This is a genomic window from Janibacter limosus NBRC 16128 (genome assembly GCF_001570985.1).
GTDB classification, from domain to species: Bacteria; Actinomycetota; Actinomycetes; order Actinomycetales; family Dermatophilaceae; genus Janibacter; species Janibacter limosus.
The window spans coordinates 1-22,819 of the sequence record NZ_BCSS01000003.1; the positions used below are offsets into that span (position 1 = coordinate 1).

Genomic DNA, 22,819 nt, shown 5'->3' on the forward strand with positions numbered 1-22,819 from the left:
AGGAGCCGGTCGGCGACGCTGACGACCGCGACCTGCTCGTGCGGCTCGTGGCCGACGGCGAGGTCGTCGGGCGGGAGCACGCGACGCTCGAGGCGGGCCGTGCCCGGCACGAGGCGTCGGTGGCCGAGCTGCCGCGGTCCGCCCACCAGCTCAGCCAGGGTCAGCCAGCGGTCGAGACGATCTTCCTCACCGAGACCCCCTGACCGGCCTCCCTGACCCTCCCCCTCACAGGTGGACGGTCGGGGACGTGCGGGGCGGTTAACACGAGATTAACCCCACCCGTGGGAGCGCGAAACACGCGCTTGCGAGTCTCCTGGCATGACCTCCCCGACCACTGTCGCCACGCCCGACATCGCCGCTGCCCCAGCGGGACCCGTCCGACGGGCCGGGCGGTGGATCGACCACTGGGACCCGGAGGACGCCGGCTTCTGGGCAGCGGGTGGCCGCGCCGTCGCACAGAGCAACCTGCGCTGGTCCGTGCTCGCGGAGCTCCTCGGCTTCTGCGTGTGGGCGCTGTGGAGCGTCGTCGTCCCGCAGCTGCCCGCGGCCGGCTTCGCGCTGACCCTCGACCAGCAGTTCTGGCTCATCGCGGTACCCAGCCTCGTCGGTGCCTTCCTGCGGGTGCCCTACACCTTCATGGTCCCGCTCATGGGCGGACGCAACTGGACCATCGTGTCGGCGCTGCTCCTCCTGCTGCCCACCCTCTCCCTGGCGTGGGTCGTGGGCCGGCCCGAGACCCCCTTCGCCACCCTGCTCGCCGTCGCCGCCCTCGCTGGCTTCGGTGGCGGCAACTTCGCCTCGTCGATGACCAACATCTCCTTCTTCTTCCCCGAGGCGGAGAAGGGGAAGGCCCTGGGGCTCAACGCGGCCGGCGGCAACCTCGGCACCGGCCTCGTCCAGCTCGTCATCCCCGCGGTCATCGCCGTCGGCGCCGGGATCCACCTCGAGCGCGCCGGCCTGGTCTTCGTCCCCCTCGTGCTGCTCACCACCATCGGTGCATGGCGCGGGATGGACAACCTCGGCACGGCCCGGTCCGACCACCGCAGCTGGGCCCGGGCCGCGACGCACCCGCACACGTGGATCATCTCCTTCCTCTACATCGGCACCTTCGGCTCCTTCATCGGCTACTCCGTCGCCTTCCCCACCCTGCTCACGACACAGTTCCCCGAGACGCCGACCTCGCTCGCCTTCCTCGGGGCGGTCCTCGGCGCGGTGAGCCGGCCGCTCGGGGGCATGGTCGCCGACCGGTTCGGGGGTGCCCGGGTGACGATCGCCGCCTTCGCCGTCATGGGCACCGCAGCCGGAGCAGCGATCCTCGCCCTGTCGATGCACTCCTTCGCACTCTTCCTCACCGCCTTCCTCGTCCTCTTCGTCGGGGCGGGGATCGGCAACGGTGCGACCTACCGGATGATCCCCGCGGTCTTCCGCGCCGGCGTCCGTAGCGGCGACGAGCTCGCGACGGCGCGACGCGGTGCCGCCGGGTGCATCGGCATCGCCGGGGCCGTAGGGGCGCTCGGCGGGTTCCTCGTGCCGCGCGGTTTCGCGATGTCGACCACTGTGTACGACTCGCTCGTCCCGGCGATCGCCATCTTCATCACCGCCTACGCCGTCATGGCCGCACTCACCTGGGCGGTCTACCTCCGTCGTGGCGCCCGCCTGGCCGGCGAGGGCATCTGATGACCGACAGCCACTGCCCGTACTGCGCGCTGCAGTGCGCGATGACCCTCACCCACGCCGAGGGGAGCCTCCCTCCCCTGCTCGTGGCCGGACGCGAGTTCCCCACCAACCGGGGAGGCCTGTGCCGCAAGGGCGGCACCTCCGCGGAGCTGCTCCGGGCGCCGGACCGACTCACCGCTCCCCTCGTGCGTGACCAAGGCGGGGAGCTGCGCGAGGTGACCTGGGAGTCGGCGCTGGACCTGCTGGCCGACCGGCTGCGGGCTATCGCCGCCGAGGACGGGCCCGATGCCGTGGCGGTCTTCGGTGGCGGTGGCCTCACCAACGAAAAGGCCTACCAGCTCGGCAAGTTCACGCGGATCGCGTTGCGCAGCAAGAACATCGACTACAACGGCCGCTTCTGCATGGCATCCGCAGCGGCCGCGGCCAACCGCTCGCTGGGTCTCGACCGGGGCCTCCCCTTCCCCGTCACCGATCTCGACACGGCGGGAGCGGTCCTGCTGCTCGGGAGCAATGTCGCCGAGACGATGCCCCCCTTCGTCCCGCACCTGTCCGGCGCCCGCGACGCCGGGGGCCTCGTCGTCGTGGACCCCCGTCGCTCCGCCACCGCCGACCTCACCGAGGACGGCCACGGGGTGCACCTGCAGCCGGTGCCCGGCACCGACCTCGTCGTGCTCCAGGCCCTGCTCCACGTGCTCGTCGCCGAGGAGCTCGTCGACGAGCAGTACGTCACCGCACGCACGACCGGCTGGCAGGACGTCGTGCGCACGGTCGCCGCGTGGTGGCCCGAGCGCGCCGAGCAGGTGTGCGGGGTCCCCGCCGACGAGCTGCGACGCACCGCCCGGCTGCTCGCCGGCTCCAGCCCGGCCCGAGGTGGGGCCGGCGCGTACGTCCTCACCGGACGCGGGGTCGAGCAGTCGAGCCAGGGCACCGCGACGGTCACCGCCGCGATCAACCTCGCTCTCGCGCTCGGGCTCGTCGGGCGCGCAGGGAGCGGCTACGGCGCCCTCACCGGCCAGGGCAACGGGCAGGGCGGCCGGGAGCACGGGCAGAAGGCCGACCAGCTGCCCGGATACCGGATGATCACCGACCCCGCAGCGCGCGAGCACGTCGCTGGCGTGTGGGGCGTCGACCCCGAGGACCTGCCCGGCCCGGGGCTGCCGGCGGTCGCGCTGCTGCAGGCGCTCGCAACGCCCGGTGGCCCTCGGGCCCTGCTCGTGCACGGGGCCAACCCCGTGGTCAGCGCCCCGCGCTCGGGCGCCGTCGTCGACCGACTGCGCGCGCTCGATCTCCTCGTCGTCTGCGACATCTTCCCCAGCGAGACCTCCCTGCTCGCGGACATCGTCCTGCCCGTCACCCAGTGGGCCGAGGAGGAGGGCACGATGACCAATCTCGAGGGCCGGATCATCAGGCGCCGCAAGGCGATCGACCCACCGGCGGGGGTGGTCTCCGAGCTGTGGATCTGGTCGCAGCTCGCGCAGCGCCTCGCAGCCCCGGGCTCGTGGTCGACCGACCCGGCCGAGGTCTTCGACGAGCTGGCCCGGGCGAGCGCCGGCGGACGCGCGGACTACTCCGGGTTGTCCCACGCACGCCTCGACCGCGAGGCCGACCTGCACTGGCCCTGCCCCGCCACCGACGAAGGGGAGGTACCGCACCCGGGCACCCCGCGTGCCCTACTCGACCGCTTCCCCACCCCCGACGGCAGGGCGCGGTTCGTCGCCGTCAACCACGCCGGGCCGGCCGAGGAGCTGCGTGCCGATGCCCCGCTCTTCCTCATCACGGGACGGGTGCTCGAGCACTACCAGTCGGGCGCCCAGACGCGGCGGGTGCCGGCGCTGCTCGCGGCGCAGCCCACCCCCTTCGCCGAGGTCCACCCGCTGCTCGCCCACCGTCTGGACGTCGAGGAGGGCGAGGAGCTCGAGCTCGTCACCGCCCGCGGGTCCGTCATCGCCCCGGCCAGGGTCACCGACCGAGTCCGGGCGGACACGGTATTCATGCCCTTCCACCACCCGGGTGCGGGGAGCGTCAACCGCGTGACCAACGACGCCGTGGACCCGATCTCGTCGATGCCGGAGTTCAAGGTCTGCGCGGTCGAGGTCCGGCCCCTCCGGGCCGCCGACACCATCGCCCAGGAGGTCCTCGCATGAGTCACATCGTCGTCATCGGCCACGGGATGGTCGGGTCACGCTTCGTCGAGGACCTCACCACCGCCGACGCCGCGGGCGAACACCTCGTCACGGTGCTCGGCGAGGAGGCCGGGGAGACCTACAACCGCGTGCTGCTCAGCGATGTCGTGGCCGGGTCGCGGGGCCTGTCGTCGATCTCCATGCCCTCCCCCGTCCATCCACGCGTCAGCGTGCAGCGCGGCACCACGGTGCGCACCATCGACCGCGAGCGGCAGGACGTCGTGCTCGCCGACGACTCCCGGATCCCCTACGACCACCTCGTGCTCGCCACCGGTGCCGCCGCGCGCGTCCCCGCGATGCCCGGCCTCGACGAGCCCGAGCTGCCGCGCGGCGTCCACGTCCTGCGCTCGATCGACGACGCCCGGGAGATCATCGCGGCGACGCTCAACGCCCGACGGGCGATCGTCCTCGGCGGGGGCGTGCTCGGGCTCGAGGCCGCGAGCGGTCTCGCCCGACGCGACCTCGCGGTCACCGTCGTCCACCCCGCCCCGGCCCTCATGGACCGGCAGCTCGACGAGGCCGCGAGCCGGGTGGTCGAGTCGACGTTGCGGCGCACGGGCGTCGACCAGCGCGTCGGGGTCGCCGCTGAGGAGGTCGTCGTCGAGGAGGGCCGGCTGCGGCGGGTCCGTCTCGACAACGGGGAGGTCCTGGCCGCCGACCTGCTCGTCCTGACCACAGGGACGCTCCCACGTGCCGACCTCGCCGAGGGGTGCGGGCTCGCCGTCGAGCGCGGGATCGTCGTCGACGAGGACCTCACCACCGCCGACCCGCGTATCCACGCGATCGGCGACTGTGCCCAGCCGCCCTGTGGCGCCAGCGGGCTCGTCGGGCAGGGGTGGGAGCAGGCGCACCGCTTGGCCGGTCTGCTCACCAGCGGCGCCCCCGCTCCGGCGACCCCTGGCGTGGGCGATGTCGTCCGACCGAAGACGGCCGGCGTCGACCTCGTGACGATGGGCATCTGCGGTAGCGGCCGCACCGACGACCCCGCACTGCGCGTCGTCAGGCTCAGCGACCCCTCCGTCGGCCGTCACCTGGAGATCGTCGTGCGGGACGGGCGGCTCGTCGGCGCCACCGCCGTCGGCGCCGGCCGGATCGGCACCGACCTCGTCACGAGCTACACGAGGCAGGCCCCGCTGCCCGCGGACCCGGCGCACCTCCTCCTGCCGGCCATCGCGCCGGCAGGTTCGGGCACGCAACGGGACTCCCCTTCGCTCATCCCGGATCGGACGACCATCTGCCGCTGCAACGGCGTGACGAAGGGGGAGATCCGCTCCGAGTTCGCCTCCGGCGCAACGACCGTCGATCAGATTGCCGAGGCGACCCGCGCCACCACCGGCTGCGGCGGATGCACGGATGCGGTGTGCGGGATCCTCGACTGGCTGCACGCGGGGGATGCCCCCTCTCCCACCGCTCCCGCAGCCCGTGAGGACAGGTTCACACAGGCGAAACACGAGCAAGACCGATCAGAAACGAGGGCTTCCTAACGTGATCGTCATGCCAGAGCACACCGCACCCACCGCCCAGCAGCGCCTCGTCATCATCGGCGGAGGCATGGTCGCTCGCCGGCTCATCGACGCGCTGCGCGCCCGTGACGGCGAGGGCCGCTGGGCGGTCACGCTGCTCGCCGAGGAGCCCCGCGCGCCCTACGACCGCGTCGCGCTCACCTCCTACTTCACCGGCCGCGAGCCGGAGGACCTGGCCCTCGGTGGGCAGGAGCTGTGGGACGACCCGCTCGTCACGCTGCGTCGCGGTGTGCGCGCCGAGGCCATCGACCGCACGGCGAGGACGGTCACGACGAGCACCGGCCAGGTTGTCAACTACGACGCGCTCGTCCTCGCGACCGGCTCCTACGCCGCCGTCCCTCCCGTGCCGGGCAAGGACTTGCGAGGAGCCTTCGTCTACCGCACGATCGACGACGTCGCCGACCTGCGCGCCTTCGTCGAGCAGCGCCGGGGGGAGGTCGACCGACCGGTGCGTGGTGCGGTCGTCGGAGGTGGCCTCCTGGGTCTCGAAGCGGCCGGTGCGCTGCGCGCGCTCGAGGTCGACACGACGGTCGTCGAGTTCGCCCCACGGCTCATGCCGCTGCAGGTCGACGACGGTGGCGGCGAGGCGCTCAAGCGGCTCATCGAGGGTCTCGGGGTGAGCGTGCGGACCTCCACCGCGACCTCGAAGATCGTCGGCGAGCGGGGCACGGTCTCGCGGATGAGGTTCAGCGAGGGGCCGGCGCTCGACGTCGACGTGGTGATCTTCGCCGTCGGGGTCCGGCCCCGTGACGAGCTCGCCCGAGATGCGGGGCTCGAGGTCGGCGAGCGCGGCGGGGTCGTCGTCGACGACGCCTGCGCCACGGCGGACCCCTCGATCTGGGCGATCGGCGAGGTTGCCTGCATCGGGGGCCGGTGCCTGGGTCTCGTCGCCCCCGGATACACGATGGCCGAGATCGTCGCCGACCGTCTGCTCGGCGGGTCGGGCACCTTCCCCGGCGCGGACCTGTCGACGAAGCTCAAGCTCCTCGGGGTCGACGTCGCGAGCTTCGGCGATGCTTTCGCCCAGGAACCGGGATCGCTCGAGGTCGTCATCTCCGACCCTGTGGCGGGCGTCTACAAGAAGCTCGTCATGAGCGACGACGCCAGGACGCTGCGCGGTGGCATCCTCGTCGGTGACGCCTCGGCGTACTCGTCGCTGCGTCCCATGGTGGGTCGTGAGCTCGGTGGCGACCCGGCCGCCCACCTGCTGCCCGAGGGCCTGGCACCCGCTCCTGCGGGCGACCTGCCCGACGATGCCGCGGTCTGCTCGTGCAACAACGTGACCGCTGGCGAGATCCGTTGTGCCGTGGGCGAAGGGGGCTGCACCGACCTGGCGGGCGTCAAGGCCTGCACGAAGGCGGGGACGAGCTGCGGCTCCTGCCTGCCACTGGTCAAGAAGCTCGTGACGAGCGAGCTCGAGGCCGCCGGGGTCGAGGTCAGCCGGGCCTTGTGCGAGCACTTCACGATGTCCCGCGCCGAGCTCTTCGACGTCGTGCGCGTGCAGGGACTGGCCACCTTCAGCGAGATCATCGCGCGGCACGGCAGGGGCCGCGGGTGCGACATCTGCCGGCCGGTCATCGGCTCGATCCTCGCCTCGCTCGGCACCGGGCACATCCTCGACGGCGAGCGCGCGACGATCCAGGACACCAACGACTTCGTCATGGCCAACCTGCAGAAGGACGGCTCCTACTCCGTCGTCCCGCGCATCCCCGGCGGCGAGGTGACCCCCGAGGGGCTCATCGCGATCGGCGAGGTCGCGAGGGACTTCGGTCTGTACACGAAGATCACCGGCGGCCAGCGGGTGGACCTCTTCGGTGCGCGCATCGACCAGCTGCCGCAGATCTGGCAGCGCCTCGTCGACGCGGGCTTCGAGTCCGGGCACGCCTACGGCAAGTCGCTGCGCACCGTGAAGTCCTGCGTCGGCTCCACGTGGTGCCGCTTCGGTGTGCAGGACTCCGTGGGCCTGGCGATCGACCTCGAGCTGCGCTACCGCGGGCTGCGCTCCCCGCACAAGATCAAGCTCGGTGTCTCCGGGTGCGCCCGTGAGTGCGCCGAGGCGCGCGGCAAGGACGTCGGGATCATCGCCACCGACAACGGCTGGAACCTCTACGTCGGTGGCAACGGCGGCTTCACACCCCGCCACGCGCAGCTGTTCGCCGAGGACCTCGACACCGACGAGCTCGTGCGCACCATCGACCGCTTCCTCATGTACTACGTCCGCACCGCTGACCGCCTGCAGCGCACCGCCCCGTGGATCGAGGAGCACGAAGGGGGGCTCGACGCGATCCGCGCCGTCGTCCTCGACGACGCCCTGGGGATCGCCGAGGACCTCGACGCCGCGATGGCCGCCCACGTGGACGGCTACCGCGACGAGTGGGCCGCGACCCTCGCCGACCCCGACAAGCTGGCGCGCTTCGCCCTCTTCGTCAATGCGCCGGACGCGGTCGACGACTCGCTCGCCTACGTGGGCGAGCGAGGGCAGGCGCGTCCGGCGACCGCGCAGGAACGCGCCACGGGATCCGTCCTCATCGCCGGTACGACCCTGGAGGTCCGAGCATGACCGCTGCACCCACCGCACGCCCCGAGGCCGCCGTCCGGGTGTGCGCCCTCACCGACCTCGTCCCCGAGCGGGGCTCCGTCGCCCTCGTCGGTGGTGCCCAGGTGGCGATCGTGCGCACGCACGACGGGCGGGTGTACGCCCTCGACAACCGCGACCCGTACAGCGGGGCGCAGATCATCGCCCGTGGTCTCGTCGGAACCCGGGGGGACGTGCCGACGGTCATCTCGCCGATGTACAAGCAGGTGTGGGACCTGCGCACGGGTGAATGCCTCGACGGTGCAGGCAGCGACCCGATGGCCCTGCGCACGTGGCCCGTGCGGGTCGTCGAGGGAGCCGTCCTCGTGGGTGGTGCCGCCATCGCCACCGACCGCGGATGAGCCTGCCGCAGCTGCTCGCCGGGTGCGTCGTGCTCGTCACGAGCGACCGGCGCTCCGGCGACCTGCGCGCAGCCCTCGAGCGTCGGGGGGCCAGGGTCGTGCACACGCCCGCGCTGGCGATCGTTCCCCACACGGCGGACGCCGAACTCGTGCGCGAGACCCATGCCCTCGTCGCGTCGCCGCCGGACGTCGTCGTCGTGACGACGGCCATCGGGTTCCGCGGGTGGATCGAGGCGGCGGACGCCGCGGGCATCGGCGACGAGCTGCACGAGGTGCTCGCCTCGGCCCGGGTCATCGCCCGCGGCCCCAAGGCGCGCGGAGCGATCCAGGCCGTGGGGATCGACACCGACTGGGTGGCCCAGTCCGAGACGTCCGCCGAGATCCGTGATGCGCTCCTCACCGAAGGTGTTGCGGGACAACGCATCGCGGTCCAGCACCACGGTGCCGGCGCCGACGAGCTCGATGTCGACCTCGCCGCCGCAGGTGCCGACGTCGTCTCTCTGGTGGTCTACCGGTGGGGGCCACCCGTGGACCCCGAGGCGGTGACCTTCGGGATCGAGCAGGTGGCCGTCGGCGACGTCGACGTCGTCGTCTTCACGTCCGCGCCGGCGGCGGCGGCGTGGCTGGACGCAGCAGATGCGGCAGGGGTGCTCCCCTCGGTCATCGGGCGCGCGCGGAGCGGGGCCCTCGTCATGGCGGCGATCGGGGAGGTGACGGCTGGCCCCCTTCGCGCTGCGGGGCTCGCTCCTCTCCTGCCTGACCGCAGCCGTCTCGGGGCCCTCGTGCGCGCGGTCGTCGGTCACTACGAAGCGATGACCGCCACCGCCATCGAGACCGTCGGCGGACGGCTGCAGCTGCGCAGCACCGCCGCGGTCCTCGGGGACGAGGTCCTCGCCCTCTCCCCCAGCGGCCTGTCCGTGCTCCACCTGCTCGCCAGCGCGAAGGGAGACGTCGTGAGCCGTGCCGAGGTGCTCGGGGTGCTCCCCGGAGAGTCGACCGACGGTCACGCCGTGGAGGTCGCGGTGGGACGTCTGCGCGAGGCCATCGGCGACCGTCGGGTCGTCGAGACCATCGTCAAGCGTGGCTACCGGCTGGCGCTGGCCTGAGGCAACTCGCTTGCGCTGCGCGCAGCAGGGTTCCTCGGACCGGAGTGAAGTTCCTCGCCACCCAGGTGAGCGTCGACGCACCCCGGCACCATGACCGCCTTCGACCACTTCTGGTCCCTCTTCGCCTGACGGTGACGGCATGCGCCGCACCCGCCATGACATGCTCGACGACATGAGCCGCGCACTGGTCCTGGTCGACATCCAGAACGACTTCTGCGAAGGAGGCTCCCTCGCGGTCGAGGGTGGCGCGGTCGTCGCCGCCCGGGCTGCCGAACGGGTCCTCGCCGACCGCGACAGGGTCTCCGGCGAGTACACAGCCATCGTCGCGACGGCCGACTGGCACCACGACCCGGGCGAGCACTGGGCGCGTGACGGTGAGCCCGACTTCTCGACGACCTGGCCCGTGCACTGCGGCGCGGGGACACCGGGAGCCGAGTTCCACCCTTCGCTCCAGCCGGCCCTCCCCCACGTCGACGAGGTCTTCCGCAAGGGCGGGTACGAAGCGGCCTACAGCGGCTTCGAGGGCGCGGCCTCCGACAGCACCACCGGCTTGGCGGACTGGCTGCGCGGGCGCGGCATCACCGACCTCGACGTCGGCGGCATCGCCACCGACCACTGCGTGCGGGCCACGGTCCTCGACGCGCTGAGCGAGGGCTTCGCCGTGCGGCTCCTCGCCGACACGATCGCGGGTGTCGCACCGGAGACCACCGAGGCTGCACTGGTCGAGATGGTCGACGCGGGCGCGACCACGGCGAGCTCGAGCGCATGAGCACACCACTCCCCGCAGTGATGGCCGGACGCACCGTGCTCATCACCGCCGATCGCCGTAGCGACGACCTGGCCGAGGCCTTCGCTCGTCGCGGCGCCACGATCCAGCACGCGGCGGCGATGTCGATCGTCCACCACAGCGACGACGAGCGGCTCGTCGAAGACACCCGCGCCCTGCTCGCTGCCCCACCGGACCTGCTCGTCGTGACCACCGGGGCTGGGCTGAAGGGCTGGCTGGCAGCCGCCGATGTCGCCGGGATCGGCGAGGACCTGCGCCGCGTGCTGGGCACGGCGCGCATCCTCGCGCGCGGCCCCAAGGCCAAGGGAGCCCTCATCGCTGCCGGGCTGCCTGTGGAGTGGGTCGCCGCCTCCGAGACCACGGCCGAGATCACCGAGCACCTGCTCGCGGAGGGCGTGACCGGTACCAAGGTCGCGGTCCAGCACCATGGCAGCGGCTCGGACGGCCTCGACGAGGCACTCGGCGGCGCAGGGGCCGAGGTGGCTCCCTTCGTCGTCTATCGCTGGGGCCCCGCCCCGGACCCTGCCGCGGTCACCGCCTCGGTGCGAGCCGTGGCCGCGGGTGAGATCAGCGACGTCATCTTCACCTCGGCCCCTGCCGTCGAGGCCTGGTGGGCGGCGGCGGAGTCCGCCGGCGTCACCGACGAGATCGTCCTCCGCTCCCACGACACCGTCCTCTTCGCTGCCGTCGGCCCGGTCACCGCCGCACCACTCCTGGCGAAGGGGGTCACCCCCCTCGTCCCCCAGCGCAGCCGGATGGGCGCGCTGGTGCGGGCCGTGCTCGTCCACCACGGGGACGGCGGATCCGAGTCCGACGGGTAGCGTTCCTGCCATGTCGAGCAGCCCCAGCCCCGCTCCCCGGCCCGCGCACCCGGCCTTGTTCATCTCCCTCGTCAACGACGCCGCGCTGTTCCCGCCGGCCGCACTGACGATGACCGACGCGCTGGCAGCGCACGCCAGCCACCGGTCGGGCCCGCACGCTGACGCCGTCGGTCACTTCCTCGTCGGCGTGGCTGCGGTCAGCGACCTCATCGCCGCGCTCGATGCCGGCGCCTCCGCTCCCGCTGCAGTGGGCCTGGTCGCCCTCCCGGGGACCGCGATAGAGGACATCTCGTCCGCCTGCGCGACCCTGCGTGGCGAGTCACGGATCCGCTTGGTGTCGATCGACATGGCGTGGCAGACCGGCTGGCGCAGCGTCGACGTGGGCGACCTGCCCATCCACCTCGAGGTCGGCAGAGAGGACACCGAGGCCGCCCTGGCCGACATCGAGTCAGCGAGCGGCTTTGTCGACGCCCGGGCCAAGTTCCGTACGGGCGCCACGGCCACCTGGGCCTGGCCGGACGCCACGGAGCTGTCCGAGTTCATCCTCGCGGCGGGACGGCGCCACCTCCCCTTCGTCCTGACGGGCGGGCTGCACCACGTGGTGCGAGCCGATCACGTCGTCGACGGGGAGGACTCGCCCCAGCACGGCCTGCTCAATGTGCTCGTCGCGGTGCATGCCAGCGCCGGCGGGGCCGATGCCCAGACCGTGCGCGAGCTCCTCGAGATCCGGGAGACGCAGCCCCTCGCCGAGATCATCCGCGGGTGGTCCACCTCTGACATCGCTGCCGTACGCGCCGCCTTCGCGGGCTACGGGTGCTGTGATGTCACCGACCCGCTGGGTGAGCTGACCGGCGTGGGCCTCATCACCGGCTGAGCAGCGGCACCTACCGGGTCAGTCGCCCCGCGCAGTCGACCGGGACTGCTTGCCGACCACGACCACGGTCCCCGCGATCTTGTCGTGCAGTGCCTGACGCTTGGGGTCCCTGAGCGGCCACAGCAGATCGGCGGGGTTCAGCACGAACACCAGCAGGCTCAGACCCGGGACCCAGGCAAGCACCTGGAGGAAGAGCGGGAGCAGCACCCGCATGAAGGCCGTCCCGACGGAGATGGTCCCCCCACGGACGGCCTGACGCACGGACAGGCCCAGTACCGCCTTGCCGGGCGTGGCACCGCGCGTGGTGAGGAACCCGATCTGGTAGATCGCCTGCACGAGCATGATGAGTGCCAGACCGACGAAGAAGAACTTCCAGTCCATCATCGCCAGCACCGCCTCGGGGGTCAGCCCCTCGACACGCGACGGGTCGCCGGCCTCTGCCGCGTCCCAGGCGAAGGCGAAGTAGTCCCACATCCACAGGGCGAAGGCCCACCCCGCGATGAGCAGGTTGAGCAACCCGATGATCAGGGAATCGATGACATAGGCACCGACCCGCACGCCGTACGAGGCCAGCGGCTGGCCGTCGTCGGTCGTCGGCTCCGGAGTCCGCGAGGAGGAGGCACCCGCCGTGGGGGCCCCGTAGGGCGAGGGGCTGCCGTGGTGTCCAGCGCCCGGGACGCTCGGCGGCGCGACGGGGCCGGTCGTCGTGGGGCGCCCGAAGACATCCGTGCTTGGTGCACCAGGTCCGCCCTGCGCGACGGGTTCCGCTGGCCGGCCCCGTCGGGGGACGGTGCGCTCGCTCCAGATGATCCCGTCGAAGTACCGCAGCTGGGAGGTGTCCTCCGGGTCGTCGTACCAACCGGCGCGCTCGGGGGTGCTCATGCGTTCACGATCTCATGTCGTGCGACCACGCCTGCGCACGACCAGCACGATCACTCCCCCGACGAGCAGGACCGCGACGAGCGTCGCCACCATCGGCGAGCGCGCAGCCGCCGCGAGCCAGGCCTGGGCCGCGGCGAGTCCCACGCTGGCGTAGAGCGTGGCCCACAGCACTGAGCCGAGCGTCACCGCCGGCAGGTACCGGCGCAACGGCATGCGCGTGAGACCCGCCGTCGCATTGACAGCCGTCTGGATGCCGATCGTCAGGAAACACAGGATGACCGCGATCGGACCCCAGCGGTGCACCAGCCCCTGCGCCCGCAGCCAGCCCGGGCTGGGCTCCCCCTCGAGCCGTCGCCATCGCCGCGTGCCGGCAGCCGCACCGCGGCCGATCCAGTAGGTGGCATTGGCCCGCAGCATGACGATGACGAAGAGCCCCGCAAAGGTCGGGACGAAGTGGGACCAGGTCACGCCGCTCCTTGGTGAGGGTCACCGCAGACTATCGGTGCCTCATGGCGAAGGGAGCGGGCCACCACGCGGTGGCCCGCTCCCTTCGCCCGAGGAGGATCAGAGGTTGCCGCGCTTGTCCTGCTCCCGCTCGATCGACTCGAAGAGTGCCTTGAAGTTGCCCTTGCCGAAGCCGAGGGAGCCGTGCCGCTCGATGATCTCGAAGAAGACGGTCGGGCGGTCACCGAGAGGCTTGGTGAAGATCTGCAGCAGGTACCCGTCCTCGTCGCGGTCGACGAGGATCTTGCGCGACTTCAGCTCCTCGATCGGCACGCGGACCTCACCGATGCGGGCGCGCATCTCGGGGTCGTCGTAGTAGGCGTCGGGCGTGTCCAGGAACTCGACACCCTCGCGGCGCAGCTCGTCGACGGTGCGCAGGATGTCGTTGGTCGCCAGAGCCAGGTGCTGGGCTCCCGGGCACCCGTAGAAGTCGAGGTACTCGTCGATCTGGCTGCGCTTCTTGGCGATGGCCGGCTCGTTGAGGGGGAACTTCACCCGGTGGTTGCCGTTGGCGACGACCTTGGACATCAGGGCCGAGTAGTCGGTGGCGATGTCGTCCCCGACGAACTCGGCCATGTTGACGAAGCCCATGACCCGGTTGTAGAAGCCGACCCACTCATCCAGCTTGCCCAGCTCGACATTGCCGACGATGTGGTCCAGCGCCTGGAAGAGCCGCTTGGGTGCCCCGTCACGCTTGACGAAGGACGAGGTCCGCTCGACGTAGCCGGGCAGGTAGGCGCCGGCGTAGGTCTGGCCGTCGATGGTGCGCTGCACGAGGGTGTGCCGCGTCTCGCCGTAGGTCGCGATCGCGCCGATGCGCACCGAACCGAACTCATCGGACACCGTCTCGGGCTCCTGCACGACCGTGGCACCGGCGGCCCGGGCTTGGGCGATGCACTTGTCGACGTCGGGGACCTCCAGGGAGATGTCGACGACCCCGTCGCCGTGCGCCGTGTGGTGGGCGATGAGCGGGCTGTCGGGGCTGACGGCGCCCTTGATGACGAAGCGGATCGAGCCGGACGTGAGGACGAAGGCCTTGTGGTCCCGGTTGCCGTTCTCCGGACCGGAGTAGCCCACGAGCTGCATTCCCCAGGTCGACTGGTAGTAGTGCGCCGCCTGCGTGGCGTTGCCGACGACGAAGACGATCGCGTCCCACCCGGTGACCGGGAAGGGATCGGACTCCTCGTCGTACGCCACGAGCCCGACGAGTTGCTTGAGCTGGTCGAGGTCGAGCTGGGCCTCGCGCTCCTGCCTGGTGAGTTCAACCACGGTGTTGGACATGTCGTCAGGATGCTGTCGCGACGAGCGATGTGCAACTGGGCCTGGCCACGATGCACACGCTGCGCAATCTGTTGTCCTCAGACCCCTGGTCAAGCGACAATCTGACCATGCCTGCCAGCGCCTCTCGCCCATCCGTCATCGACGAGCTCGATGCCCGCCTCATCGCCGTCTTTTCCGAGCGCCCCACGATCGGCGTGCTGGGCGCCTCTCGTCTGCTCGGCGTGGCCCGCGGGACCGTGCAGGCTCGCCTCGACCGACTGCAGACCAAGGGAGTGATCCGTTCCTTCGCACCGACCGTGGACCCCGCCTCGCTCGGCTACCCGGTGACGGCGCTGTGCACCCTGGAGATCAGGCAGCGGCTGGGCCATCAGGCCGTCGTCGACCATCTGCTCGCCATCCCGGAGGTGCTCGAGATCCACTCGACGACCGGCGCGGGCGATCTGATCATCCGGATCGTCGCCACCGACAATGCTGACCTCGGTCGAGTCATCGACTCGATCATCGACGACACGCACGTCGTGCGCGCGAGCACCTCGATCGCCCTGGTGACGCACCTGGAGATGCGCACCGGGCCACTCGTCGAGGCGGCCGCCCGCCACGCCACCGCTCCCTGAGGGGCGACTACCTCAGATCTTGTCGGCGAGCATCAGCCAGGCGAAGACGACCGTGCCGATCGCCAGCCCGATGTGCGCGATCTGCGAGAGCCACGGCCCCCGGGTCCACCCGTCGCCGCCGAAGGCGACGGCATGCCGCGATCCCGATCGGCGCCAGCGGGCGAGGAAGCTCAGCCCGATCAGCGAAGCCACGGCCAGGGCGAGGATCGCGACCCACGTGGCGAAGCCGGACTCATGCACACCGAGCAGTCGCAGCGCGATGAGGGCGAGCCCGACGAAGAGGGTGATCGTGTGCAGGTTGAGCGCCCACCCCGAAAAATCGACCATGCCCTCGCGCCCACGCGCGCCACGCAGACGCAATGGCGTCAGGACGAGTACCAGGATCGCCAGTGCGACGAGGATCCACGCGAGTACGGTCATGCCCCCCATGATGCCTCGCTCCGGTCCGGATCGGGAACAGCGGTGGCTGTCAGAAGGACAGCAGACAGATGACGATGCCGACGACCATGAGCAGTGCAGGCACCACCAACGACCGCGTGGGGGTCACGTCCACGAGGCTCCCGGGCTCAGACCGGCGCACCTGCCGGATCGTCCCCGGCACCATGATCGACATGGCCCCGAACATCAGTGGCCCGATCCAGAAGGCGCACATCCCCACGACGCAGGCGAACCCGTTGTGGTCGTCGTACCACGTGCTCTTCCAGAAGTCCGCGGTCCGCACGGGATCAGCCGACGAACTCGTTGTTGGTCATGAAGGACGTGCGCACCTCGCGCGCAGCCCGGGGGTCCATCAGCGCTTGCCCACGAACCAACGACGGATCCGCTCGATCCGCTCGGTGACCTGCTCGCTCGTCGCCTGTGCGAGCTCCGGCCCACCACAGGCACGCCGCAGGTCCATGTGGATGTTGGCGTGCGGCGAGCCCGTCTTGGTCGCATAGGCCGCGACGAGCTTGTTGAGCTCCTTGCGCTGGGCAGCCAGGGCCCGGTGGGCAGCGATCGGGGCGTCGTCATCCTTGCGGGTGCGTCCGGTGCGCTTGGACTGCTTGGTCTGGCGCTCGCTCAGCAGGGCGTGCACCTGGTCCGGCTCGAGGAGGCCGGGCAGGCCCAGGTAGTCCTGCTCGTCCTCGGAGCCGACCTCGGCGTGCAGCCCGAACTGCTGCTTGTCATAGAGGACGTGGTCGAAGTGGGCGTCGGACTCCAGCGCCTCGAAGGAACCGAGCAGGTCATCGCTCGCGCCCTCGCTGCGGTTGGCCGCCGCGAGCATGCCGTCCTCCTCCGACCAGAGGGGGGCCTCGTCCTCTCGCGCCTCGGGACGGTCCAGCGCGTGGTCGCGCTGCTCCTCGAGGGTGCCGGCGTGGGCCAGGATGATGGGGACACTCGGCAGGAAGACGCAGGCCGTCTCGCCGCGGCCGCGTGCCCGCACGAAGCGCCCGACGGCCTGCGCGAAGAAGAGCGGCGTGGAGGTCGATGTCGCGTAGACGCCGACGCACAGCCGGGGGACGTCGACTCCTTCGCTGACCATGCGCACGGCAACGAGCCAGCGAGAGGTGCTCCCGGAGAAGTCCTCGATCTTTTGCGACGCACCGGTGTCGTCGGACAGCACCACGGTCGGCTTGTCGCCGGTGATCTCGGTGAGGATGCGCGCGTAGGCGCGAGCCTGGGTCTGGTTGGTCGCGATGACCATCGCGCCCGCGTCGGGCACACCGCGGCGCACCTCGGTCAGGCGCTTGTCAGCGGCTGCCAGCACAGAAGGGATCCACTCCCCCTTGGGGTCCAGCGCGGTGCGCCAGGCCTGCGCGACGAGATCCTTGGTCATCGGCTCGCCCAGTCGCGCGGCCACCTCGTCGCCGGCTCGGGTACGCCAGCGCATCGCCCCGCCGTAGGCCATGAAGAGCACCGGCCGCACGACGCCGTCACGCAGGGCGTCGGCGTAGCCGTAGGTGTAGTCGCTGCTGGAGCGCAGGATGCCGTCGTCGCCGTACTCGTAGCCGACGAAGGGGATCGGGTTGGTGTCCGAGCGGAAGGGGGTCCCCGTCAGGGACAGACGTCGGGCCGCCGGCTCGAAGGCCTGGCGGATGCCGTCTCCCCACGACTTGTTGTCACCACCGTGGTGGATCTCGTCGAGGATGACGAGCGTGCGCTCAGCCCGGGTCCGGCTCTCGTGGACGGAGGGACGCGAGGCCACCTGGGCATAGGTGACGGCGACCCCGTCGTAGTCCCGCGAGGTGACGGCCGTGGAGTTGGAGAACTTGGGGTCCAGGTGGATCCCGACGCGGGCTGCGGCATCGGCCCACTGGGTCTTGAGGTGCTCCGTGGGAGCCACGACGGTCACTGCGGTGATCTCACCGGCCGAGAGCAGCTCTGCGGCCACTCTCAGGGCGAAGGTCGTCTTGCCGGCACCGGGTGTCGCGACCGCGAGGTAGTCCCTCTGTCCGGAGGCGAGATAGCCCTGGAGCGCGTCGGCCTGCCAGGCGCGCAGGGCTCCGGCGGTACCCCACGCCGCCCGCCTGGGGAAGGCGGGTGACAGGTTGGACGCAGCAGACTGACTCATCGCAGGGCCACTGTAGATCGCCGCGGTGACAGGACCGAATGGCGCCCGCGCTGACCGCCGACAGCGTGCCCGGTCAGGGTCGGGCGTCCATGGCCACCATGGTCTGCAAGCCGGTGCCCAGCTCGCCCATGGAGTCGGCAAGCGTGGTGTGCACCGTGCCGCCGTGCCCGGGGCTGGCGAGCGCCTGCGAGTCCATCCGGACCCACTCCCCTGCGGGGTCACGGTCGAGCGCCACATGCAGGTCGCAGTTGATGTAGGTGTGCTGCCGAGGGTCGAGCGTCAGGGTGATGCCGCCCCCGGAGTCGGCGAGCACGAGGGCTCGCTGCCAGCCGGTCGGCTCCTCACCCTCGACGAGGGGGACGAGCTGTCGGCCCCAGGCCACGGTCGTGCCGCCGGCACCCACTCCCCCGGAGACGATGCGCCACTCGATGGCCTTGAGGTACCCGTCCACGTGGGCTCCCGGCATCTGCAGGTGGCCGTCTCCGTCGGCTTCCGGCACCTGCTCCAGCGTCGCGGGACGACGCCCCTCCAAGCGGGGGAAGTCCTCAGGCGCCCTCGTGATGCGCCACGCGCGAGCGATCGCTGCCGGTCGACCATCCGCGCTCGCGGTGGCCTGCAGCAGCTGCATCGATCGTCCACCCCGGAGCACCTCGACCTCGACCGTCAGTGGTGCGACGGGGATCGGTCCGAGGATGTCCAACCGCACATCGGCCAACCGCGTGCCGGGCGCGGACTCGTGCTGCTCCATCACGCGGGCCAGCAGGGCTGCCGGAGGACCGGCGTGCTGGGCGCGCGGACTCCAGGGGCCGGCGGTGGAGGGAAGGGAGTCGAAGGTGTGCTCGTCGACCTGACGGTAGAAGGAGCCCACCCGTGATCAGCCCTCGTCCCCGTCGCCGTCCTGCGGGGAGCGCAGCCCGTTGTAGATCTCCTTGCAGATCGGGCAGATCGGGAACTTCTCAGGATCCCGCCCGGGAACCCACATCTTGCCGCACAGCGCCTTGACCGGCTCCCCGGAGAGGGCACTCTCGAGGATCTTTTCCTTGCGGACGTAGTGGCTGAACCGCTCGTGGTCACCGGGCTCGGCCAGCTGCGGGGTCGGCTCGGTGCGCTCGAGCACCGCCGTCGACGTCGAGGGGCCACCGGGGTCGGTGACCGGAGAACCGGGCTGGGTGGGATCGGCAGGCGTGCTCATGCCACCCATCCTAGGACGCCCCGCTCCCTGAGGAGGTTGCGCAGCAGCTGGCTCGAAGGGTCAGTTGAGGTCCGGGTCCACCGGGAAGGTGGACACCCACCCCAAGGAGCCGCCTTGGCGTCGCAGGACACGACGCCACAGGGTGGCCGGGTCCTCGTCGAAGATGTCGCCGACCTCGCTGTCGACGACGTACCAGCCGCCGTTGGCCCGCTCGTCGGCGAGCTGCTCGGCGCTCCACCCGGAGTACCCGGCGAAGATGCGCAGGGCGCTGACCTGCGGCCAGATGATCTCCTGCGGAGAGTCGAGGTCGACCAAGGAGATCGCGCCAAAGAGACGTTTGACCCCAGGGGGTTCATCGGCGTCTCCGGGGAGACCAGCGAGCCCGATCGCGGAGTCGAGCTGCACCGGACCGCCCTGGAAGACGCGCTGCGGCAGGCTCGATCCTGCCTGCCAGCCAGGGAGCACGTCGTCGACGGAGGTCTCGAGCGGCTTGTTGAGGATGACCCCCTCGGCGGTCGTCTCGTCGTGCTGCAGCACCAGGACGACACTGCGGGCGAAGAGGTCGTCCGTGAGGTCCGGTGTCGCCACGAGGAGCTGACCGGCGAGCGAGGTGTCCATCCTCAGACCTTAGCCGCGCGGGCGACCCCGGTAGCCACCCTGGCGACCGCCGCCACCACGGTTGCCACCACGGTGATCACGCGCACCACGGGGGCCACCGGTGCCCGAGTGGCGACGCGCAGGCCGCGGGTCGACCAGTGCGCGGAAGTCGGCATCCGAGATCGGCTGGCCACTGGGCTCGACCGCCCCGATGTCCGTGAGGACCTCGGCGTCGAGATCGGTCTTGATCGGGCGCGCCTCGAGGCCCGCCTGGGCAGCCATGCGGGTGACGTCCTTGCGCTGGTGTGGCAGGACGAGGGTGACGACGCTCCCCTTCTCCCCGGCGCGAGCGGTGCGACCAGCGCGGTGGAGGTAGTCCTTGTGGTCGGCCGGCGGGTCGACCTGCATGACCAGCGAGACATTGTCGACGTGGATGCCACGTGCCGCGACGTCCGTGGCGACGAGCACCGGGAGGGTCCCCGTGCGGAAGGCGCCGATCGTCTTGTTGCGCGAGGACTGGGTCAGCCCTCCGTGCAGCGGCGCAGCGGCGATGCCCTCCTCACGCAGCTGGCCGGCGATGCGCTCGCAGCCGAGCTTGGTCCGCGCGAAGATCACGGTGCGGCCGGGACGGGCCGCGATCTTCGCCGTCATCTGCTTCTTCAGCTGCGGCTCGATGAGGAGCAGGTGGTGATCCATCGTCGTGACGCTGGCACCGACGTCGTTGGTGTTGTGGGTGACCGGGTCGGTCATGTACCGGTCGACGAGGTCGGAGACACCACGGTCGAGCGTCGCGGAGAAGAGCAGCCGCTGCCCCCCGGGGGCGCAGTCGTCGAGGATCCGGGTGACGGAGGGCAGGAAGCCCATGTCGGCCATGTGGTCGGCCTCGTCGAGGACGGCCACCTCGACCTCGTCGAGGGTGAGCGCGCCGCGGTCGAGCAGGTCGACGAGGCGGCCGGGGGTCGCGACGAGGACGTCGACGCCCTTGTCGAGCGCTGCGGTCTGGCCCGTGTAGGACAGGCCGCCGGCCACGAGCTTGATCCGCAGGCCGCAGACGTGGACGAGCGGCTCGAGGGAGTCGCTCACCTGCATCGCCAGCTCACGGGTGGGCACGAGGATGAGCGCGCGGGGCTTGCGGCTGCGGGCACGACCGCCGGAGAGCCGGGCCAGCATCGGCAGGCCGAAGGCCAGCGTCTTGCCGGATCCGGTCTGACCGCGACCGAGCACGTCCTTGCCGGCGAGCGCGTCGGGCAGGGCGGCTTCCTGGATGGCGAAGGGAGTGGTGATGCCCTCGCGAGCCAGCCGCTCCACGAGCACATCGGGCACACCGAGTGCGGCGAAGCCGTTGTCCTGCGCGACCTCGACCGGACCGCTCACCGAGGAGCGTGCGGAGGAGGTCCAGGTGTCGGCCTCCTGGCGCAGTGCCTCCGGGTCCTCGGTCTGGTCGTGACGGGGTGCGAAGCCACGGCGGTTCTGCTCACGCTCGAAGCGCGGCGCCGAACCGCGACGGGCGTCGTCACCGTCGCGCTGCCAACGCGCCGGACGGCCGCCGGTCTGTTCACGGTCGAAGCGCGGCGCGGGGCCACGGCGCCGATCCTCCGAGCCCGAGCGACGCTGGAAGCCGCCGCGGTCCTCGCTGCGGTCATCGCGGCGCTGGTAACCACCACGACGGTCATCACCCTGGCTGTCACGACGCTGACCCTGGTAACCACCACGGTCCTCGCGACGCTGGAACCCACCACGGTCGTCATTGCGGTCATCGCGGCGCTGGTAACCACCACGACGGTCATCACCCTGGCTGTCACGACGCTGACCCTGGTAACCACCGCGGTCCTCGCGGCGCTGGAAGCCACCGCGGTCTTCGCGACGCTCCCAGCCGCGCTGACCGTGATCCTCGGTGCCGTCGCGACGCACGCGCTTGGGGCGCTCGCCACCGGTCGCGTCGTCGCGCTCACGCCAGCGGTCCTTGGAGCGCGGGGGGGCGTCAGTGGGCGCCTGCCCCCGGTGGTGCGCCTTCTTGGGGCCCTTGGGGTTGGACTTCTTCGCCGTGTTCTTCTGGGAGGTGGTCCAACGGGGCTTCTTCTTCGCAGGCACAGATGATCCTTCGTTCGTCTCTGAAATGGGTAAACCCGCACACAAGGGCGCGGGCGACATCTCAGGTCGGAAGCGAACGTGCGAGTTTCTCAGTGCGGCGACGCCGGAGTCGCCGAACCACTAATAGTACCCCTATTGAGGCGAGCCCGACACCGACGAGATCGGCCACGACGTCCCAGGGATCCCCAGAGCGCTGGCTCAGGGCCACCTGCTGGATGACTTCACTCCCAGGCGCGTGGAGCGCGCACACCACTGCCACCCGCGGCCACCAACGACGTCCACCGAGCCCAGCGACGAGGACCGGCAGGGCAAAGACCAGGGCATGAACAAGCTTGTCGCTGTTGGGGATCGGCGACGGCGGCCCTGGCGCCTCCGGGGCATAGAGCACGATCAGCTGCAGGACGCAGACGGCCCCCAGCGCACCGGGGACCAGCCAACGACGTTCGGTTCGGGCGGCCACGCGGGCCAGCACAACACACCACACTTCGTCGTCCGCGCACCGGTCGGCCTATGGTGGAGTTCATGAGCAAGATCACCGATCTCGATCTCGAGAGTTTCCGCTCCACAGTCACCGGCGAAGGCACAGTCATCGTCGACTTCTGGGCCAGCTGGTGCGGACCGTGCCGCCAGTTCGCCCCTGTCTTCGAGGCCGCCGCGGACAACCGCGAGGACGTCACCTTCGCCAAGGTCGACATCGACGACAACCCTGAGCTGGCGTCGCTGGCCAATGTCTCGTCCGTCCCCACCCTCATGGCATTCCGCGACGGGATCCTCCTGCACCAGAGCGCTGGCGCCCTGCCCAAGGCGCAGTTCGAGCAATTGCTCGACGCCGTCGAGGGAGTCGACATGGACGAGGTCAAGGCGCAGGTCGCCGCCAACGAGTCCGCTGGCTGACTTCTCCCTTCGCCCGTTCCTCCCGTCGAGAGGTGGCGCTGGAGCGCAACCTGTGGTTGCGTGGAAGACCACCCACCACCAGGAGGACTCCATGGGTATCGGCGACAAGATCGAAAACTCGAAGGACCAGCTCGCTGGCAAGGCCAAGGGCGCTGCGGGCGACGCGACCGATGACGAGCAGATGCAGGCCGAGGGTCAGGCACAGGAGACCAAGGGCGACCTGAAGGCCGCTGGCGAAAAGGTCAAGGACGCCTTCAAGTGATCCTCTGATCCAGCACGAACACACGAAGGGCGGGACCGTGACG

General features: G+C 71.1%; 22 protein-coding genes and 1 pseudogene. 13 read left to right on the forward strand and 10 right to left on the reverse strand.

What is annotated here, in order from left to right; translation table 11 throughout:
- From JLI01S_RS17090 to JLI01S_RS01600, 10 genes and pseudogenes are all read left to right on the forward strand, one after another.
- Nucleotides 1-203: pseudogene (locus JLI01S_RS17090) on the forward strand (nicotinate phosphoribosyltransferase); the annotation flags it as partial.
- 115 nt (nt 204-318) lie between these two features.
- Nucleotides 319-1,677 (forward strand): MFS transporter, encoded by a 1,359-nt coding sequence (locus JLI01S_RS01560; RefSeq protein WP_068258900.1) that lies wholly within the window; start codon nt 319-321, stop codon nt 1,675-1,677.
- Entirely contained in the window at nt 1,677-3,821 is a 2,145-nt protein-coding gene (locus JLI01S_RS01565; protein ID WP_068258902.1) for a molybdopterin oxidoreductase family protein, read from the forward strand. The genes JLI01S_RS01560 and JLI01S_RS01565 overlap by 1 nt, the downstream gene beginning before the upstream one ends.
- Entirely contained in the window at nt 3,818-5,344 is a 1,527-nt protein-coding gene (locus JLI01S_RS01570; RefSeq protein ID WP_068258904.1) for an FAD-dependent oxidoreductase, read from the forward strand. Before JLI01S_RS01565 ends, JLI01S_RS01570 begins: the two co-directional genes overlap by 4 nt.
- Nucleotides 5,345-5,354: 10 nt before the next feature.
- Nucleotides 5,355-7,943 (forward strand): nitrite reductase large subunit NirB, encoded by a 2,589-nt coding sequence (nirB, locus tag JLI01S_RS01575; protein WP_068259152.1) that lies wholly within the window; start codon nt 5,355-5,357, stop codon nt 7,941-7,943.
- Entirely contained in the window at nt 7,940-8,320 is a 381-nt protein-coding gene (gene nirD / locus JLI01S_RS01580; RefSeq protein ID WP_068258906.1) for a nitrite reductase small subunit NirD, read from the forward strand. Before nirB ends, nirD begins: the two co-directional genes overlap by 4 nt.
- On the forward strand, nt 8,317-9,426 hold the full coding sequence (locus tag JLI01S_RS01585; protein WP_068258908.1) for a uroporphyrinogen-III synthase: 1,110 nt from the start codon (nt 8,317-8,319) through the stop codon (nt 9,424-9,426). The genes nirD and JLI01S_RS01585 overlap by 4 nt, the downstream gene beginning before the upstream one ends.
- A 172-nt stretch (nt 9,427-9,598) precedes the next feature.
- Nucleotides 9,599-10,195, forward strand: coding sequence for an isochorismatase family protein (locus JLI01S_RS01590; RefSeq protein ID WP_068259155.1), 597 nt, complete (start codon nt 9,599-9,601; stop codon nt 10,193-10,195).
- Nucleotides 10,192-11,034, forward strand: a complete 843-nt coding sequence (locus tag JLI01S_RS01595) for a uroporphyrinogen-III synthase (RefSeq protein WP_245634487.1) — start codon at nt 10,192-10,194, stop codon at nt 11,032-11,034. Before JLI01S_RS01590 ends, JLI01S_RS01595 begins: the two co-directional genes overlap by 4 nt.
- 10 nt (nt 11,035-11,044) lie before the next feature.
- On the forward strand, nt 11,045-11,908 hold the full coding sequence (locus JLI01S_RS01600) for a hypothetical protein (protein ID WP_068258912.1): 864 nt from the start codon (nt 11,045-11,047) through the stop codon (nt 11,906-11,908).
- An 18-nt stretch (nt 11,909-11,926) separates the two neighbouring features.
- On the opposite strand, the gene JLI01S_RS01605 is transcribed toward JLI01S_RS01600, so the two are convergent.
- From JLI01S_RS01605 to hppD, 3 genes are all read right to left on the reverse strand, one after another.
- A complete protein-coding gene (locus JLI01S_RS01605) occupies nt 11,927-12,790 on the reverse strand; it encodes an RDD family protein (RefSeq protein WP_068258914.1) in 864 nt (287 codons plus the stop codon).
- A 12-nt stretch (nt 12,791-12,802) separates the two neighbouring features.
- Nucleotides 12,803-13,258, reverse strand: coding sequence for a DedA family protein (locus JLI01S_RS01610; RefSeq protein WP_084349105.1), 456 nt, complete (start codon nt 13,256-13,258; stop codon nt 12,803-12,805).
- Nucleotides 13,259-13,354: 96 nt separating this feature from the next.
- The gene (gene hppD, locus JLI01S_RS01615; RefSeq protein ID WP_068258916.1) at nt 13,355-14,575 is read right to left on the reverse strand and encodes a 4-hydroxyphenylpyruvate dioxygenase; all 1,221 of its coding nucleotides are present in this window, start codon (nt 14,573-14,575) and stop codon (nt 13,355-13,357) included.
- Nucleotides 14,576-14,682: 107 nt separating this feature from the next.
- Here hppD and JLI01S_RS01620 point away from each other — a divergent pair, with 107 nt between their 5' ends.
- Nucleotides 14,683-15,189 (forward strand): Lrp/AsnC family transcriptional regulator, encoded by a 507-nt coding sequence (locus JLI01S_RS01620; protein WP_068259161.1) that lies wholly within the window; start codon nt 14,683-14,685, stop codon nt 15,187-15,189.
- 12 nt (nt 15,190-15,201) lie between these two features.
- Here the strand turns inward: JLI01S_RS01620 and JLI01S_RS01625 are convergent, their stop codons facing one another.
- From JLI01S_RS01625 to JLI01S_RS01655, 7 genes are all read right to left on the reverse strand, one after another.
- Nucleotides 15,202-15,609, reverse strand: a complete 408-nt coding sequence (locus tag JLI01S_RS01625; RefSeq protein WP_157074776.1) for a hypothetical protein — start codon at nt 15,607-15,609, stop codon at nt 15,202-15,204.
- Nucleotides 15,610-15,658: 49 nt separating this feature from the next.
- Entirely contained in the window at nt 15,659-15,910 is a 252-nt protein-coding gene (locus JLI01S_RS01630) for a hypothetical protein (RefSeq protein WP_068258921.1), read from the reverse strand.
- Nucleotides 15,911-15,979: 69 nt separating this feature from the next.
- The gene (locus JLI01S_RS01635; RefSeq protein WP_068258923.1) at nt 15,980-17,740 is read right to left on the reverse strand and encodes a DEAD/DEAH box helicase; all 1,761 of its coding nucleotides are present in this window, start codon (nt 17,738-17,740) and stop codon (nt 15,980-15,982) included.
- A gap of 73 nt (nt 17,741-17,813) precedes the next feature.
- Complete coding sequence (locus JLI01S_RS01640; protein ID WP_068258925.1) at nt 17,814-18,608, reverse strand: thioesterase family protein; 795 nt, start codon at nt 18,606-18,608, stop codon at nt 17,814-17,816.
- Nucleotides 18,609-18,614: 6 nt separating this feature from the next.
- Nucleotides 18,615-18,932, reverse strand: coding sequence for a DUF3039 domain-containing protein (locus JLI01S_RS01645; RefSeq protein WP_068259165.1), 318 nt, complete (start codon nt 18,930-18,932; stop codon nt 18,615-18,617).
- A 60-nt stretch (nt 18,933-18,992) separates the two neighbouring features.
- Complete coding sequence (locus JLI01S_RS01650) at nt 18,993-19,550, reverse strand: YqgE/AlgH family protein (RefSeq protein WP_068258927.1); 558 nt, start codon at nt 19,548-19,550, stop codon at nt 18,993-18,995.
- A 9-nt stretch (nt 19,551-19,559) separates the two neighbouring features.
- Complete coding sequence (locus tag JLI01S_RS01655) at nt 19,560-21,620, reverse strand: DEAD/DEAH box helicase (protein WP_245634488.1); 2,061 nt, start codon at nt 21,618-21,620, stop codon at nt 19,560-19,562.
- A 522-nt stretch (nt 21,621-22,142) separates the two neighbouring features.
- Between JLI01S_RS01655 and trxA the strand changes: the two genes are divergently transcribed.
- Both trxA and JLI01S_RS01665 read left to right on the forward strand, forming a co-directional pair.
- Nucleotides 22,143-22,514, forward strand: a complete 372-nt coding sequence (trxA, locus tag JLI01S_RS01660) for a thioredoxin (RefSeq protein WP_068259170.1) — start codon at nt 22,143-22,145, stop codon at nt 22,512-22,514.
- Between the two features lie 91 nt (nt 22,515-22,605).
- Nucleotides 22,606-22,776: a CsbD family protein gene (locus tag JLI01S_RS01665; protein ID WP_068259173.1), complete on the forward strand. Its 171-nt coding sequence runs from the start codon at nt 22,606-22,608 to the stop codon at nt 22,774-22,776.
- The last annotated feature ends 43 nt before the right edge of the window (nt 22,777-22,819 follow it).